This is a genomic window from Paenibacillus jiangxiensis (assembly GCF_046098255.1).
Lineage (GTDB): Bacteria > Bacillota > Bacilli > Paenibacillales > Paenibacillaceae > Paenibacillus > Paenibacillus jiagnxiensis.
The window spans coordinates 45440-61546 of the sequence record NZ_JBJURI010000031.1 but is presented as its reverse complement, the minus strand read 5'-3'; the positions used below and the strand labels follow the sequence as shown (position 1 = coordinate 61546).

The 16107-nt window shown below is 46.3% G+C and carries 14 protein-coding genes; 2 read left to right on the top strand and 12 right to left on the bottom strand.

Annotated elements, in window-relative coordinates:
• Nucleotides 1-113 precede the first annotated feature (113 nt).
• Nucleotides 114-2363 carry an FAD-dependent oxidoreductase gene (locus ACI1P2_RS25040; protein WP_355324430.1) on the bottom strand — a complete coding sequence of 750 codons (2250 nt, stop codon included), beginning with the start codon at nucleotides 2361-2363 and terminating at the stop codon, nucleotides 114-116.
• 122 nt (nucleotides 2364-2485) lie between these two features.
• Between ACI1P2_RS25040 and ACI1P2_RS25035 the strand changes: the two genes are divergently transcribed.
• Nucleotides 2486-3274, top strand: coding sequence for an AraC family transcriptional regulator (locus ACI1P2_RS25035; RefSeq protein ID WP_355324427.1), 789 nt, complete (start codon nucleotides 2486-2488; stop codon nucleotides 3272-3274).
• Nucleotides 3275-3316: 42 nt separating this feature from the next.
• The gene (locus tag ACI1P2_RS25030; protein WP_355324424.1) at nucleotides 3317-3841 is read left to right on the top strand and encodes a GrpB family protein; all 525 of its coding nucleotides are present in this window, start codon (nucleotides 3317-3319) and stop codon (nucleotides 3839-3841) included.
• 79 nt (nucleotides 3842-3920) lie between these two features.
• On the opposite strand, the gene phnE is transcribed toward ACI1P2_RS25030, so the two are convergent.
• The 11 genes from phnE to ACI1P2_RS24975 form a co-directional block, all read right to left on the bottom strand.
• A complete protein-coding gene (phnE, locus tag ACI1P2_RS25025) occupies nucleotides 3921-4712 on the bottom strand; it encodes a phosphonate ABC transporter, permease protein PhnE (protein ID WP_355324421.1) in 792 nt (263 codons plus the stop codon).
• Nucleotides 4705-5487: a phosphonate ABC transporter ATP-binding protein gene (phnC, locus tag ACI1P2_RS25020; protein WP_355324418.1), complete on the bottom strand. Its 783-nt coding sequence runs from the start codon at nucleotides 5485-5487 to the stop codon at nucleotides 4705-4707. The genes phnE and phnC overlap by 8 nt, the downstream gene beginning before the upstream one ends.
• Before the next feature lie 23 nt (nucleotides 5488-5510).
• Nucleotides 5511-6428 carry a phosphonate ABC transporter substrate-binding protein gene (gene phnD / locus ACI1P2_RS25015; protein WP_355324415.1) on the bottom strand — a complete coding sequence of 306 codons (918 nt, stop codon included), beginning with the start codon at nucleotides 6426-6428 and terminating at the stop codon, nucleotides 5511-5513.
• Between the two features lie 50 nt (nucleotides 6429-6478).
• Complete coding sequence (locus tag ACI1P2_RS25010) at nucleotides 6479-7225, bottom strand: HpcH/HpaI aldolase family protein (RefSeq protein ID WP_408976345.1); 747 nt, start codon at nucleotides 7223-7225, stop codon at nucleotides 6479-6481.
• A 65-nt stretch (nucleotides 7226-7290) separates the two neighbouring features.
• A complete protein-coding gene (locus ACI1P2_RS25005; protein ID WP_355324409.1) occupies nucleotides 7291-8430 on the bottom strand; it encodes a M20 family metallopeptidase in 1140 nt (379 codons plus the stop codon).
• A 6-nt stretch (nucleotides 8431-8436) separates the two neighbouring features.
• Nucleotides 8437-9645 (bottom strand): pyridoxal phosphate-dependent aminotransferase, encoded by a 1209-nt coding sequence (locus ACI1P2_RS25000; protein ID WP_355324406.1) that lies wholly within the window; start codon nucleotides 9643-9645, stop codon nucleotides 8437-8439.
• Nucleotides 9646-9949: 304 nt separating this feature from the next.
• Nucleotides 9950-11452 (bottom strand): alkaline phosphatase family protein, encoded by a 1503-nt coding sequence (locus tag ACI1P2_RS24995; protein ID WP_408976344.1) that lies wholly within the window; start codon nucleotides 11450-11452, stop codon nucleotides 9950-9952.
• 16 nt (nucleotides 11453-11468) lie between these two features.
• Nucleotides 11469-12791, bottom strand: a complete 1323-nt coding sequence (locus ACI1P2_RS24990; RefSeq protein WP_355324397.1) for an ABC transporter substrate-binding protein — start codon at nucleotides 12789-12791, stop codon at nucleotides 11469-11471.
• Between the two features lie 24 nt (nucleotides 12792-12815).
• On the bottom strand, nucleotides 12816-13529 hold the full coding sequence (locus ACI1P2_RS24985; protein WP_408976343.1) for a carbohydrate ABC transporter permease: 714 nt from the start codon (nucleotides 13527-13529) through the stop codon (nucleotides 12816-12818).
• Between the two features lie 125 nt (nucleotides 13530-13654).
• Nucleotides 13655-14437, bottom strand: a complete 783-nt coding sequence (locus ACI1P2_RS24980) for a carbohydrate ABC transporter permease (RefSeq protein ID WP_408976342.1) — start codon at nucleotides 14435-14437, stop codon at nucleotides 13655-13657.
• 369 nt (nucleotides 14438-14806) lie between these two features.
• A complete protein-coding gene (locus ACI1P2_RS24975; RefSeq protein ID WP_408976341.1) occupies nucleotides 14807-15574 on the bottom strand; it encodes a DeoR/GlpR family DNA-binding transcription regulator in 768 nt (255 codons plus the stop codon).
• Nucleotides 15575-16107 lie beyond the last annotated feature (533 nt).

The window sequence follows — 16107 nt, the reverse complement described above, 5'->3', positions numbered from 1 at the left end:
TGCATTGCTCCTCCTTAAGGGTTATTTAATCCGCAAAACAATGTTTTCCTTCACCTATCTTACTCAAGTGCTAACAAGGTGAAAAGTCCAAAGGTCCGAGCATCCAATAAGAATCATTCATATACGCGAACTTCTACGATTTCGGCGCGCGGACAGCCGTTAGTCGATACCGCCGCTATGCGGACTCGATCCGCCGTACAACCCGGAAGAAATGTATGCACATGCCTGCGCTTATGGTTCAGATGTCCTTCCGCCACCGTAATCCAGCCGCCGTTCACGTAGACCTGCACGATGTAATCTTTAATCAATTCCGGGATTGCCTCAAACGGCGTGCGATGGTGATGAAGATTAATCAAGTCTTCATTTACATCGTCATTAAATGTGATATGAATTGCTCGTACATTCACCTGTTTCGGCCAGCTCAGCTCCAGCCACTCCGGCGAGCCTTCCTGCATGGCTGCAGATGACCACATATGCGGCCCCGCATACGGACGATGGTAGCCGTCTACAGCTTTCTCCGGAGAAAATGCTTTCGTTGGCGACAGCAAACGGAAGCAGAACGGCTTGCGCACAAACGGCCGCATGCTCCACTGCACGACAGGCTGATGAGGCTGATGATCCTCAAGCTCCGAAGATACGATCGGCTTAGGACCTTTGAGGAAGGTGAGAACGCCCGTTTGCGGCTGATCGGACAAATGCAGGGAAAGCATCTCATTTGTTTTGATCATGATGAATGCATTTTGCGGAGCTGACGGTTTCCAGCACAAATCCAGCTTGACCCATTGCTTCTTTCCTTTTGTCACCTTCGCCGATGCAGCCGTTTGATATGAATGCGGTACATAATTTTCACCGCGGCCCGTATTCCATAGCTCGGCTTCCAGCGTCGAATCCGCTTCGGCATCGATCAATAATTCGATACCGTCAATATCCGGATCCGCCGGCAGGAGCAGACCGACATCGGCTGTAAGCGGATAGACTTCGGCCGCTTTTTCCACTGCTATCCGGGTCAATGTGCTGGATGCCGTTACGTTCGCTTGCGGCGCCAAGTCGGCCTGATCTTCGTTTCGCAAACCTATGATCGAAGCGTCCTGCCGCAGCATAACTTGCTGCAGCTCGCGCAGATGGTTGTTATGCAGCTCTCGCGGTGTAATGCCTTTCTCCACGCTTAAAGCGGCCCCGGTGCCTGCCGCTTCGCCGATCACAGCGCACGTCGCCATTACGCGGGTTGTGCCGAAGGCGACGTGTGTGGCGCTAATATCGCGGCCCGCCATGAGAAGATTACTCACATTGACAGAATACAGGGAACGGAACGGGATATGGTACACTCCATCCATATGCAGGTGCTTGGAGCCGCTCTCCGTAGAATACATGCCTTGCGGCGGGTGCAGATCAATCGACCAGCCTCCGAATGCAACGCGGTCTTCAAATTCACGCTGCGCGACGATATCGTTCTGATTGAGCACATAGTCGCCGACCAAACGCCGATATTCCCGTTTCCCCGGAATCGAACCGACCCATTCCAGAGTCATGTTCTCGGCATCGAATTGGCCCGAGTTTTTGATATAATCCCATATCCCGTAAATGACAGCCCATAGCTCGTCGCGAATCCGTTCATTGTCGTGAACGGTATCCAGTTCACCACCCCACTCGATCCACCAGTAAGCGCAGCCGTTATCACCGCTTCGAATAACGCGCTTCATCGGAATCGCGGTTTGCGTGATGTCTTTGGCAAAGCTGGGCGGTGTATATTTCACAGGGCGGCCGACGTCCTTCGTATAAAACAACAATGTGCTGCCCAGCGTGACCTCATCGGCTGTGATCGGCGCCCAATCTTCATTGTACTCCTCTCTCGCCTCGCGGCCGACGCGGTATTTGGCGCCGGCCAGAAATCCAACCAGGCCGTCGCCGGTGCAGTCGAGGAACATATCGCTTTCAAAACGGATTTTACGCTCGGAGCCCATCATCCAGCCGGTGACGGAACGGATCGTCCGATTATTCTCGTCTCCGTCGGCCTCCATTTCATGAATATCGGTATTCAGAAATAATCGGATATTATTTTCCGCCCTTACGGTCTCAAGGACAACCAAATCCCAGAAATACGGGTTCCCGTCGATATTGCGGTACTGATTCTCGAGGAACATTTCGCCCATTATGCCGGTTTCCCTAGCATAGCGATGCGTTCCGTGCGCGGTAGCCCCGCAAACCCATACCCGCACCTCGCTGCTGGAATTCCCCCCCAGCACAGGCCGATTTTGAATCAGCGAAACCGTTCTGCCCAGCCTGGCGGCGGCCACGGCGGCACAGACCCCGGCCAGGCCGCCGCCGACAACCGCGATATCCGACTTTACGATCTCTTGCCTCATGCCATTCGCTCCTTCGGTATCATTTGATATCTATGGTTTCATCATAAAACAAGCGCTTTTCAGATGACATGCACCATATTACAATCGACTATATACTTTATTTCAGAAGGACGGAGGTCGGTATGAATCACGGTGGTTACATGCGGTTGATGATGCATAATTATTGGCACCGAAAGGACCAGTTCACACTCGATCGCGACAGTTATCCTTACTGGACCCTATTTGCCGTTGAAGATGGCAGATTCGCGTTTTCCATACGTGACCTCGAGGGAGAAGCAGGGTTCGGAGACATGGTCATTTGCCCTCCGAATACATGGTTTCATCGAAAAACATTAAGTCCGCTTACCTTTCACTTTCTCCATTTCTGTTGGGAACCGGAAGCGGGAATAGCCGAGGAGTATTTATGTAGCGGAAAGGTACGTATTTCGGATGCGGAACGGTTGTCGTCCAATTACCGATACCTGAAGCTGCTGGCGCTGCAACGCGATCCGGCCGCCGCTTTGGCCCATAAGCAGCATTTGTTGAACGACCTGTGGCAATTGGCGGCGATGGAGCGGGAACTTCATAAAGATACAGGCCAGAAAAGTTCCGATCCCGATATGCTGCAGGCGCGTCAGCACTTGTTGGCTAACGCATACGGCACGATCAACATGAGGAGCCTGGCTGATTCGCTTCGTTTGACCCCGGTCCAGCTAACCAGAAGATTTCGGGCGGTTTACGGGGTGAATCCTTCCGATTTCGTAACGGAGCATCGTCTTAACCGGGCAAGCCGTTTGCTTGAAGAAACCACGCTCAGCATCGACAAAATTGCCCAACTGAGCGGATACGAGAACGGATTTTATTTAAGCCGCATATTCCGCCAGAAGCGGGGCATGACTCCCTCATTTTACAGGAGAACACATCGGGTGTAATTGTGAGATACAATGCACCCAATAAAAGGAGTGAAATTGGGGATGAGAATTGATGAGATTATTAGTGTAGTTCCTTATGATGAACAGTGGCCTATTTTATTTCAAAATGAAAAAGTAAAACTTTCTAATGCTTTTGGAGACGATGCCATCGATATTCAACATTTCGGCAGTACCTCGGTACAAGGGATGTTTGCAAAACCGATTATTGATATTTTGATCGGCGTGAAAACGCTTGAGTTAAACAACTCCGTAACCAACAAACTATTTCAACTTGGTTATGAAGGGTTTGGAGAAACTGGTGTAAAGGGAAGATTATATTTTCGAAAGCGCCAAGAACATGCCTATAATCTTGCCGTCGTCATTTGCAATGGCGAGCAATGGGTAAATAACCTTCTCATCAGAAATTACTTGAGAGATAACCCGCATGCTGCCAAGCAATATTGTGAAAAAAAACTCAACGCCATCCATAAAGGATATACCACACTGCTCTCTTATTCGGATGAAAAAGCCGATTACGTATCCAACTTACTTGAACAGGCTAAGTCGCATTCTCCAAAACGAAAATAACGTTATCCGTTTAGAAGCAAGAGCCGGCAGTCGTCAGGACCACCGGCTTCTCTATTGATTGCTGCTTCCTTCGAAGCTCCTATAAAATATACTGTCGAATTTTTGCACACAGCTTATCCAAAATCATGACTGTGATCAAGATTAAGATCACAATGGTAAGTGATTCCTGGTAGCGGAAAAGACGGAGCGTACTGGTCAGTTCAAATCCTACTCCCCCGGCTCCGACCAGTCCCAGCACGGTTGCTGACCTTACATTGATTTCCCAGCGATAGAGGTTTACAGTTATAAATTCCGGTAAAATTTGCGGCCAGATGGCATAGCGGATAACCTGCCAACGATTGGCACCTGAAGCTTCCAGAGCTTCGATCTGGCCTTTATCCGTATTTTCGATAGCCTCAGCGTAAAATTTACCGAGCATTCCTGCCGAATGGATGGCAAGAGCCAGCACACCGGGAAACGGTCCCAGGCCCACTGCAGTTACAAAAATCAACGCCACAATCATTTCTGAAATCGACCTGATCGTGTTGAGAATCGTGCGGCAAATATTGTAAACCACAGGATGTGGACTGATATTTTGCGCCGCACCTATTCCAAGCGGAATTGCAAGGATGACGGCAAGTACAGTACCAACAAGAGCCATTTGCACGGTCTCAAGAACGGAAAGTGAATATTTGCCCAAATGTGTGAAATCAGGAGGAAAGGATCTGGAGATAAAATCCCATATATTGGGGAGCCCTTTGATCAGATCGGGAATACTAAAATGAACCTGCTGGGCACTCCAGCCTAATAACACAAGAGCAGCTATGGTTGATAACCATATCGGGAATTTCCTTTTCGCGTTATTCATCCTATTCTTCTGATCATCAATCATGTCTGTGCTCCTCATTGTTATGAACTCTATCTTCACCTGTTTCCTGACTGTTCTCGTAAAGTCGGTACAATTCAGATGCATTGACCTGATCGGAACGATAATCCGCCACGATTTTCCCGGAATTCAAGCCAAGAATTCTTTTGCTGTATTTTGGAGCCAGATCCACCTGATGCAAGGTAATAAGCATGGTTAATTTCTCTTCCTCATAGACTTGCATCAAAAGCTCCATGATGGAATGGGATGTTTTGGGGTCCAGACTGGCGACCGGCTCATCGGCAAGCAGTAATTTGGGCTGCTGAACCAGGGCTCTGGCAATAGCTACCCTTTGCATTTGCCCGCCGCTCAAGCTGTCGGCTCTTTTGTTCCGTTTATCAGCCAATCCTACCTTCTCCAGGTAATGAAAAGCCAATTCATAGTCTTCCTTTTTATAAATCTTGAAAAAAGACGGCAGGGTCGGATTATAGGCCAAGCGCCCGCAAAGCACGTTATCCAGCACTGTGAGCCGCTTGACAAGGTTAAAATTTTGAAAGATCATTCCGATATTTTTTCTTAACAGGCGTATTTCCTTTTTATTGCTTGGAAGCTTTTTTCCATCGATGTAAATACTGCCTGCAGTTGCCTCAATCAACCCGTTTATGCATCTCAACAAGGTTGATTTGCCGGCCCCGCTGGGGCCGAGCAAAACCACTGCGTCATTGTTCGCAAATGAGCAATTAATATTATTTAAAATTGTCTCTTGGCCATAACTTTTAACCAAGTCCACCACTTCAATCATTTTTTTCCTCCGTTTTATTAGGGCTATTTCACTGTAGTAAGGTCCAGATTTAATACTTTGGCTATTTCCCGCAAATTATCATAGGCTGAATCTGTTATTTCACCATATTTATCCAGTCCCAAAACCTTCAAAGATTCAGGGGATTCTTTATCCATATCAAGATATGCCTGTTTAATTTTTTCTTTCAATCCTCTATCCAAGTCTTTTCTTACTGCTACTGGAGAGGTTGGAATAGGAGCTGATTCATGAAGAATGTCTACATCAGGGAGCAGGTTTTTCGCTACCATTTCTTTATATACAGTATCGGAAGTTGCGCCAGCATCCACTTTTTTATTCTGTACGGCCAGGGCTGAAGCATCCCCCCCACCCGCATATAGACTAGTGGAAAAATCTTTTTCCGGATCAATACCATTTTTCAACAATTCATTTCTAGGCACCAGATTTCCCGAAGTGGATGCCGGATCGATAAATGCAAAAGTCTTACCTTTAAGATCGGAAAGAGTCTTGATTCCCGAGTCCTTGTGTGTAAGGATAACGCTCTTATACGTTGGCAATCCAGTGTCTGCATCAACCTTCGACACTAAAGCCTCAGCGTTGGCCTTGTCAGTAGCTAGGAGATAAGAAAAAGGTCCTAAATGGGCGACGTCGATTTGCTTGCTCCTCATTGCTTCTACTACAGCTGTATAATCATTGGCCACAAAGATTTCAACTTCCATACCAAGCTTCTTGGAAAGATAATTTTTTAAAGGCTCCATTTTGGATTCAACGTTTTCACTGTCTTCGCTGGGAATAACCCCGATTTTCAGTTTGTCAGGCGTATAGGATGAACCTTCCTTTTGGCTGCTTTCAGCAGCTCCAGTACCTTGTCCGCTGCATCCAATCGTTCCGAAGATGAACAGGATACATAATAAGGGAATCAGTGCTCTTCTAATGATAGACATGGTATTACTCCTCTCAATAATCAACGGCTAAAAATTTATAGTTTGGGAATTCAATCCTTGGCATTTCCTAAGAATACGGAAGATGAATAAGCCAGCAGTGTTGTTAAATGCGTATAATAATATTTAACGCCTTGCTCCAAACGTTTTGGCGTTAATTCAAGATTACCTGCCGTACCCGCCAATTTTCCGGATTCTATGATTTTTGAAATCGCATCATCTATAACCTTTTTTACCACAGGATGCCCGGCATTTCCGGGATGTCCAAGAGATTGGGAAAGGTCGGATGGGCCTATAAACAACACGTCAATTCCTTCAACTTTAGCGATAGAATCAAGATTATCCACAGCATCCTTGTCCTCAATTTGGACGCAGACCAACAGATCTTGATTAGCTGCTTGAGAATATTCAGTTAAAGTGATCCCGAATCCGTAATTGGCAGAGCGTGTTCCCACGGCAAGACTTCTGTTGCCAATCGGATGGTATTTTACAGCGTTTACGATTTCCTGAGCCTCTGCCGCAGAACTGACATGTGGCGCTTGGATCCCCATCACACCACGATCCATGTATTGCCCGATTAGCTCCGGATCGTTTTTTTGCGGTCTAATGATGGGTGTAATGTTGCTCGCTTCCGCTGCCATTACCATGTACTCGACGGTTTCCAAGGATATGGAGCCATGCTCGCAATCAATCAGCACCCAATCGTATCCTAATTTTCCGGCCATCTCTACAAGTTGAACAGAAGGGATCATAATTGAGACCCCTAAAGCTGCTTTACCTGCCAAAAGCTTTTGCTTCATGTTGTTTCGCAAGGAAGTATCCCCCTTAAAAATTATGGCCAATTCAACAATAAATCTGAAAAGGTTTATTCACGGCCTAACCGTTTAATCACGTTAGCCAGCAGCCTTGTTCTCGGCACTAAGCTTTCGATCACCATAAATTCGTCCGCAGTATGCGCGTTGCCGCCAAGCGGACCTAGCGCATCAATCGTCGCTACCCCAACTGCCGCAGTCAGGTTGCCATCTGACCCTGAACCTATATTCTTATCCGTTAACGACTCTCCCAACTGCAGCGCTTCTTCCTGAACGATATTCAACAAATGCCCGGAGTTCGCATTTTTTATCATCGGAGGTCTTGTAATCCCACCTTGCAGGACCAATGTTGTTCCTTCAATCGTTGGCGCCGAGCAAATGTGCTTGATTTTGCGCTCCAGTTCTGTGGCCTGTTCCGGCGTCTTCATTCGTACATCAATAGAAGCCTTGGCATGGGCAGCAATTGTGTTGGGAGTTGTTCCGCCGCTAATCACCCCGACATTGACATGGACGCCTGCACTTGGATCGGTCAAAGCATGAAGTTGAATAATTTTATGCGCAAGTTCGCCAATGGCGCTTCGTCCTTTTTCCGGTTCTTCTCCGGAATGCGCCGCCTTTCCGGTTACATGCAGTTCGAATTTACCGCCCCCGCGTCTGCCGGTTACAAGCTCCCCCGTCATATCACTCGGTTCAACGATCAAAGCATACTTCATGCCTTCCGCTTCCCGCTCAATCAATTTCCTGGAATAAATCGAACCATGCTCTTCGTCCGAATTCAGAATGATTTTGACCCGCTTGAAGCTCTCATCTCCTTGTTCGACCAATGATTCTACCGCAATCAGCGTCATGATCAAGCTGGCCTTCATATCGTATACGCCGGGTCCATAAGCAAAGGATTCATCACGTGAAAATGGCCGGCTTTGTGCAGTACCCACAGGAAATACCGTATCCATATGTCCAATAATCAAGATGTCCGGATGCTGTGCCTCCGGATGAGTAATGATCAAATGATCCCCCCGCTCGGATTGCCGGTCGACCGCAACCTGAAATCCCAGAGCCTGGTAAGCAGAGGTCAGCACATTCCCCACCTGATCCACACCAGCTTTATCAAATGTCCCGCTATCGATATTGACAAGCTCCTCAAGCAGGTCGAGCATGTCCGATTCCTTGTTTTCCCAAAATTTTGTTGACATAACGCCTCACCCTTTCTTTACAGCTAATGAAGTCAGCGCCGTCCTGATCAATGCAACGGCTTCCTGCAATTGTGTCATGGATGTGGCATAGGAAAGCCGAATAAAACGGGGAGCCTGAAACATTTCCCCCGGCGTCACAACGATACCCGCTTGATCCAGCAAAAATTCTGCAAAGTCCTTGCTGCTGGCAATCGTCCCCTTCTCATAAACAGAGCCAAAGTAATGAGACACATCTACCATCAAGTAAAAAGCGCCTCTTGCATCGGGGCATGCCAACCCCTCAATCGATCGAATTTCACGAATCAGATATTGCCTTCGTTCATCAAAAGATTTTGTCATTTCCTTGACCGAATCCCCTTCATCCTTGAGCGCTGCAATTGCCGCATATTGACCGATCGAGCTTGGATTGGAGGTGGTGTAGCTTTGAATGACCGTCATGGCGCGGATCACGGGCAATGGACCGCAAGCGTACCCGATTCTCCAGCCTGTCATAGCATGCGCCTTGGATAACCCGTTTATCGTAATCGTCCGTAATTTAATTTCCTCGCTTAAAGCCGCGATCGAAGGAACTTTCTCGCCATAAATCAAATGTTCATAGATTTCATCCGCAATAATGTAAAGATCATGACGAACAGCGATCATGCCGATGGCATACAACGTTTCCCGATCAAGAACCGTCCCGGTTGGATTATTGGGATTTGTCAGCAAAATAACCCGCGTCTTGGGGGTTATTTTACTGTCAAGCCGCTCCACGTTCAGTTGAAAGTCTTGTTCAGGTTCGGTTTCAACAAATACAGGAACCGCCCCTGCATAGGCGATCATTTCAGGGTAACTTCCCCAGCAGGGAATCGGCAAAAGCACTTCGTCGCCCTCATTGCAAATCGAGAGCAGCGCATTCGCCACGGCCTGTTTAGCTCCAGTGGTGATGACCACCTCCTCCGGGCTATAACTAAGACTGTTATCTCTCTTGAGTTTGTCGCATACTGCCTGCCGAACATCATGTGTACCCTGCACGGGGGTATATTTCGTCACACCTTTAATAATTGCTTCTATACCTGCATAAGCAATATGCATCGGTGTGGGAAAATCCGGTTCGCCTACGTTAAGGGCGATAAGTTTGCGGCCCGATCGGCGAAGTGCTTCGACTTTATCTCTTAATTCTGCTCCGATATAAGGATTTAGCGTACGGACCCGATGACTCAGTTGATCATTCAATGGTTGACTCCCCTTTCGTTTTATGTGGTTTCTACTATGAAATCATAACATCCAAATGTAAAAAGAGCGTAAAAACAACATAATTTATATTGTTAATTTTCTAAAAATCCAATATAAAACAAAATAAAAACAACATATCATTTGTTCCCAAGCAATATGTTGTTTTTTCGCATTGACAATCTCCAATCAACTCAATGCCGAGAAGTTATCCCCTTGCATCTTTGCACACAGAAGTCTAAAAGCAATAAAAAAGGTCGATTTCTCTGTTATCAGAAAAATCGACCTTTTTAAGGCTGAATGTGATTCAAAACCTGGTTTTCAAAAGTGCTTTTCTCGTATTTTCACAAAAACAATCGGTGAGATATGTTGACCCATTCACTTCAGCGATCGAAATTCCTTTTGTTTGTTCGGAATCCGCATATATGTCCTCATACTTCACAGCGTCGTGCTGAACCGCCTGCTCCTCGTGGCCTTTCAAACCTTCAAATAGAACCCTTCCCGCAAAGCCGCTTTCGCCTGTAACTCCAACTAAATGCAAAGCCGTTGGCGCAATATCAATGATGCCTGCCGGTATGTCTGTCACATAACCTTTTTTAAAGCTCGGGCCGAATCCCATGCAAAACGGCCGCATATCTTCATTTCGGATGGAGCCATGGTAGGCCTTATTCTCCGTTTTGGTATTTAAATAATGAACAACTCCTTGAATGCCATCCTGATTTAATTCATCGGTCCACGCTGGAACAACGGCCAACAGAGGGGCTCTCTCGTGAGCAATGCTGCCGATCACCGAACTTAGGGGCAGAGCATTTTTCAGCTGCTGATGAAGTGGTTCTTTCGCCAATAACATACCGCACCAGGTTTGACCGGATAACCAGTCAGCGAGCGCCTGCAATTCCTCAACTTGATGCTCGTCCCCATAAATGAAAGCGTCCACCGCGATAAAATTCAGTTCTCTATTCAATTCTTTCCGGGCTTGATTCAAATAATGCTCCAGACTACCAACCATGTTAGCAGTAGAATGCCCGTGATCACTGATGAGCATGATATCCAATTCATCCTCAAGGCCAAGTCGTGAGACAGCCTCCAAAATCTCGGACAAACATTGATCCACCAGCCTTTGGGCTTGTTTAGCCTCTTGCGAACCGATCCCGCAATAATGTTGCGTTTCGTCCGGTTCGGGAAGCCACAGCACCATAACGGTATTCTGTTCATCGGGCAATTGCTGTTCAATGAGCGTGCGAGCGGCCCATAAAGTGCGTTCCTTCTTGCGGATCGAGACATCGGTTTCGTCAGCGACCGGGCCACGCGCAGTATGCAATTGGCCAAGCTCCGGGAGACCGTAGTCGGTAGACGGATTCATAACATGCTGCGGATGATGAAAATTCCAGATCAACGATGCTCCCGGCGAACTTCCGGCCGAAACCGTTAAACGCAAGTTCGCTTGGGCTAATCGATCCCCTAATGTCGGAAGCAAGAGCACCTCTTCCCCCGTTCGCTGCTTAAATTGTAATATTTCCCTATGGTCTCCTGTCTGGAGCAATCCGTCTTCCGAAAAACGGGGCGCATACATGAGATTGCCCATCACACCATGCTGCCCCGGATAGGAGCCAGTCGTTAATGAGGCCATGCACACCCGTGTCAGCGATGGATAAACGGAATAAAAAGATGTAAACACCGTGCCGCTTTTCATTAACTGGTAATAAGTAGGCATCGTATCGGCTTCAACCTGATCAGGCCTTAATCCGTCCGTTCCAATAATGAGTACCCGCTGTCCCGAAGGACTTTTCTTTTCATCCATTTTCCCCATGATTTCTCAGTCCTCTCTATTTCTTCAACAGCTCGCGTATCTTGTCGGCAGCTTCCTTCATCGATTCTTGGGCCGGAACATTTTCAGCATAAGTTTTCCCGAGCGCATTTTGGATTTCAGCCTCAATCTTTTCGAAGTCAGGCACAACCGGGATTCCCCTACCGTAGGGAAGTTGGTCGACAGTGATTTTGAAGAACGGATTTTCTTTATAAAACTTCACCATTTCAGGCGCTTCAACAGCAGATTTTCGAATCGGCATATATCCGGTATGCTGGGCAAAATAAATGGTTTGCTGCTTATCGGTAAGGAACTTGATGAACTTCCAGGCCGCATCTTGCTTTTCCTTTGGGGCCTTCGCCACAATGGCGAGATTTCCCCCGGAAGTCGAAGGAACGGCATATTCTTTAAACTTTGGCACAAAATCGACGCCAAGCTCAAACTTGACATTGTTTTGGATCTGGTTCAGGTCTCCTGTCGAGGCCAGCAGGAAAGCTACCTTGCCGTTTTGGAAATTGATCATTTCCTGATCGCCGTCTCTATTCCCGCCGAGAGGCTGCATCATGGTTTTATCGTCATATATCATTTTCCGGTACATTTCCAGGCCTTGAATCGCCGGGGCTTGGTCGATCACAACATCCTTTTGATCCGGGCTGAGAATATCTCCGCCATTGGACCACATCAACGAGTAGTAATAGAGGGGAGGCAGCAATGACGCATAGCCGAATCGTTCTGTCTTCCCATCCTTGACGACGGTTGCTTTCTTCGCAGCGGCCATCATATCATCCCAATTGGTTACCGGGTGCTCCGGATCAAGCCCGATCTCCTTCACGATATCTTTATTGTAATATAAGATCGGTGTACTCCGGTTGAAGGGAATGGTGTATGTCTTTCCTTCGATTAAAGTGTCGTCTACAAAGCTGTCCACAAAATCGCTGTAGTCAAACTCCGCATCATTTTGAATATAAGGGTCAAGCGGCAGCAATGCTTTATTGTAAGCAAAGGCTGGCCAGAATCTCGCGTTCAACTGAACAACATCCGGTACCGAATTGCCCACAATAGCCGTCAATAATTTCTTGCCGATATTATTCGTACTTTCCTGGAACACCGCATTGACCTTTACCTCATCTTGCGATTGATTAAATTGCTCGACCAAATCTTTGGTGGTTTCCCCGATCACGCCGCTATTGCCGTACCAGAACTCGATTTGTACCGGACCCTGCTTGCTATTTTGCTCTGATGAGGAGGAAGACGAAACTCCTTGCCCGCAACCTGCAAGTACCATAACCAAACTTGACGCCACGAGAACACTTTTAATGAATGTACGTTTCAATGGTTTCACCTCGTTTTTTTAATGGCTTATCGCTTACTTTAAACCCGTAGTGGCCACGCCTTTGACAATAAACTTCTGCATGGAAATAAAGATTACGACTAATGGAGCAATAATGACTGCAGCAGCGGCCATGACCAAATTCCACTGCGTTCCTCCGCTACCGCCGCCGCCTTCTTCCATAAATCGCGACAGTCCTAACTGAACTGTCCGCAAATTTTCATTGTTGGTTACAATGAGCGGCCAAAACAATTCATTGTAATTCCAGATAAAGGACAACAAGATATACGTCACAACAGCCGCTCCCGATAAAGGCATCATAAGATGGCGCATGATTCTGGTATGCCCGCAGCCATCGAGAATAGCCGCTTCCTCAAGCTCTTTCGGCACTTGCATAAAGGCTTGCCGCAGCATAAATATGCCGAAGGCTTTTACGGTGAATGGCGCGATCAAACCCATATACGTATCCACCCACCCTAATTGTTTGATTGTCAAAAAATTAGGAATAAACGTAACCTGGTCCGGAATCATCATGGTAGCAAGGACCAAGAGAAACAGAAAACCGCTTCCCTTAAACCGAAGTCTGGCAAAAGCATAAGCCGCTGGAATGATCAATAGCAGTTGCACCATGATAGTGATACTTGCTGTAAATAAGCTATTGAATAGATACCGGGCCAGCGGAGCCAGCTTCCATATTTCCACGTAATTTTCCCAGCGGAACACTTCCGGGATCAACGTAGGAGGAAACATGTACACTTGATCGGCGCTCTTTAATGAACTGCTCAACATCCAAATAAAAGGAAATAACATAACGATTGAAAAAAGACTCAAAAGGGCGAATCCGAACCATCTAAGAGCAAATTGCTGCAATCTCATTAATAGTGCACCCACCTTTTGGAGACTTTCATTTGGATAAATGTGATGAGCATAAGGATAACAAAAAGCGCCGATGAAGCTGCGGAAGCGTAGCCGATATCAAAAAATTCAAAGGCATGCTGGTAAATGTAATAAATGATCATATTTGTGCTTTCTGCCGGCCCGCCGCGGGTCATCGTAAACAGCAGATCGAAATCTTCAAAAGCGCCAATTAACGCGACGATCACAACAAACAAAATATAAGGAGAGAGCAGCGGCAGCGTAATCCGGGTAAATAACTGCAGCCTTCCCGCTCCATCCATCTTGGCCGCTTCATACAGGGAGTCCGCTATGTTTTGCTTGCCAGCCAGCAGAATCACCATATAGTAGCCGACCACCTTCCATACTTTCGTAATAATTAGCGCAGCCATGGCCCACCCCGGTTTTGCCAGCCATGGAGCGGGAGGAATAGAGAAGAATTCTAGCACCCAGTTGATCAGACCAAAATTCTGGTTGTACATCCATACCCATAGGGTTCCGATTGCCGCCATCGGCGTAATGTAGGGCAAAAATACGACCGAGCGAAACCACCTGACGCCCCGCATTTTTTCGTCCAGTACAACAGCCAGCACAGTAGCCAGCAAGACCGTAAGGCCGACGGAGAAGATTCCAAATATAAACGTGTGTCCAACGACACTCCAAAATTCGGATGCGGTAAGCATCCGAACATAATTGCCTGCAAAAATCCAATTAAAATCAGGTGCAATCAGATTCCAGTCCGTCAGGCTAAGAAAAAATGTCATACACATTGGATAAAGATGAAATACAACAAGAAGAAAAATGGCTGGAAAAACCAATATATAAGCAGTCAAGTTCGTATACGCCCATTTAGCTATGCCTTTTTTGTTTTTCACCGTTTGCCCGCTCAAACCCCTCTTCCTTTCAAAAACCCAATGTTTATCCATACACACTCCTTTGTATCATTGATGGTTGGCTTCCCCTTTCATTTCATGTGGTTTCTACAACGAAATCATAACAAGGAAATGTAATATAATCATAAAACCAACATATTGTTATTGTAAATTTTCATAAATACAAATAAAAACCAAAATAAAAACAACACGCCATTTGTTTTCAAACGACGTGCTGCTTATATCGCAATTCTCTTGAAATTAAATAGACACCCATTGTAATAAGGACAATTCAGTGTGTGGTTTCCAATCTTCAGGCAAGTCAGTATCCGTAATAATCATGTCCACCTCAAGCAGGGAAGTTACTTTATACAGATGCTTGACTCCCATTTTAGAAGCATCTGCTATCAGCACTTTCTTTTGGCTTTGAGTTAGCAACCTTTTCATCATGAGCGCGGTCTCGCTTTGAAACGTACTGATATTGTCAGGCGTAAAGCCTCCGCAGGAAAAAAAAGCTTTGTTTACGGTAATGTCTCTTAACATGTCTTGAGCAAGTACACCCGACATCCCCATTGAGGAAACTTGAAACTCTCCGCCAATTTGAATCACTCGCCCGTTAAAATCCCCATTTCGCTTATATTGAGCGAATTCAAAAATAATTGGAACGGAATTGCTGACCACCGTAAGCTCTTTTTTTTCTCTTAAGAATGGCGGCATTTGGGCGACGGTGCTTCCTGCCAGAAGGAATATAATATCATTGTCCTCCACCCATTCGGCTGCCTCAGCAGCCAGTTTTCTTTTGACCTCCAGATTAATCGACTCCCGATCGTTATATATCCATTCCAGCTTTTGGTGACTCGTTTTGATCGCTCCACCAAATATTTTTTTTAATTTGTTCAGACTCTCCAGCTTGTCCAGGTCTCGCCGAATGGTCTCGGTTGTCACGCCGAATTTTACGGCGAGTTCCTTTACATAGACTTTGTCGCGTTCCTCTAATTCCTGCAATATATCTTTCCTTCTTTTCTCCACTTCGCTATAGGAAGAATGCATCCTTACCCTCCAGACTATGTATTTCATACCATTACATTTATCTTAACTGAATCACACCAAAGAATCCATGGGAAATGACATGTTTAACCTTGTTTTTTGGTCATTTGCAATCCAACAACAACGTAATTTTATCCTGATATCGTATCTCGGTAGTATTTACAACATAAAAACCACAGATTTGGGCTGTTCTTATTTAAAATGTATCTAATTAATAAAACGGACACCACCTTGTTGGTAGTGTCCGTCAGCAAGTCAACTGAAGCGATGTAATCTGCTGTAGAGTTATGCCTGTTTTTTTCAAACGCTGGAGAATTAGGCAAGAAATCTGTATGAATGAACTACCGGTCTAACGCAGGGCAGGTGCATAATGAAATCGTAGCCGGGTTACAACAACTATATATGGCTGGAGGTTATCGTATGAAATATTTCTTGGGCTAAATCAAATTAGTCCGGTTTCGACAGCGCTGTTTTTTTCCTGGCAGCGGTTTTAAATGTAATCTCTGGAGCAGTTT

What these genes read in the sequence shown, in the direction of transcription:
- ACI1P2_RS24985 (WP_408976343.1), bottom strand. Translation starts at nt 13,529, where the DNA reads ATGTTTCCTCCTACGTTGATCCCGGAAGTGTTCCGCTGGGAAAATTAC.
- phnE (WP_355324421.1), bottom strand. Translation starts at nt 4,712, where the DNA reads ATGATTGATGATCAGAAGAATAGGATGAATAACGCGAAAAGGAAATTC.
- ACI1P2_RS24995 (WP_408976344.1), bottom strand. Translation starts at nt 11,452, where the DNA reads ATGGGGAAAATGGATGAAAAGAAAAGTCCTTCGGGACAGCGGGTACTC.
- phnC (WP_355324418.1), bottom strand. Translation starts at nt 5,487, where the DNA reads ATGATTGAAGTGGTGGACTTGGTTAAAAGTTATGGCCAAGAGACAATT.
- phnD (WP_355324415.1), bottom strand. Translation starts at nt 6,428, where the DNA reads ATGTCTATCATTAGAAGAGCACTGATTCCCTTATTATGTATCCTGTTC.
- ACI1P2_RS25040 (WP_355324430.1), bottom strand. Translation starts at nt 2,363, where the DNA reads ATGAGGCAAGAGATCGTAAAGTCGGATATCGCGGTTGTCGGCGGCGGC.
- ACI1P2_RS24980 (WP_408976342.1), bottom strand. Translation starts at nt 14,437, where the DNA reads ATGACATTTTTTCTTAGCCTGACGGACTGGAATCTGATTGCACCTGAT.
- ACI1P2_RS25035 (WP_355324427.1), top strand. Translation starts at nt 2,486, where the DNA reads ATGAATCACGGTGGTTACATGCGGTTGATGATGCATAATTATTGGCAC.
- ACI1P2_RS25010 (WP_408976345.1), bottom strand. Translation starts at nt 7,225, where the DNA reads ATGAAGCAAAAGCTTTTGGCAGGTAAAGCAGCTTTAGGGGTCTCAATT.
- ACI1P2_RS25005 (WP_355324409.1), bottom strand. Translation starts at nt 8,430, where the DNA reads ATGTCAACAAAATTTTGGGAAAACAAGGAATCGGACATGCTCGACCTG.
- ACI1P2_RS25030 (WP_355324424.1), top strand. Translation starts at nt 3,317, where the DNA reads ATGAGAATTGATGAGATTATTAGTGTAGTTCCTTATGATGAACAGTGG.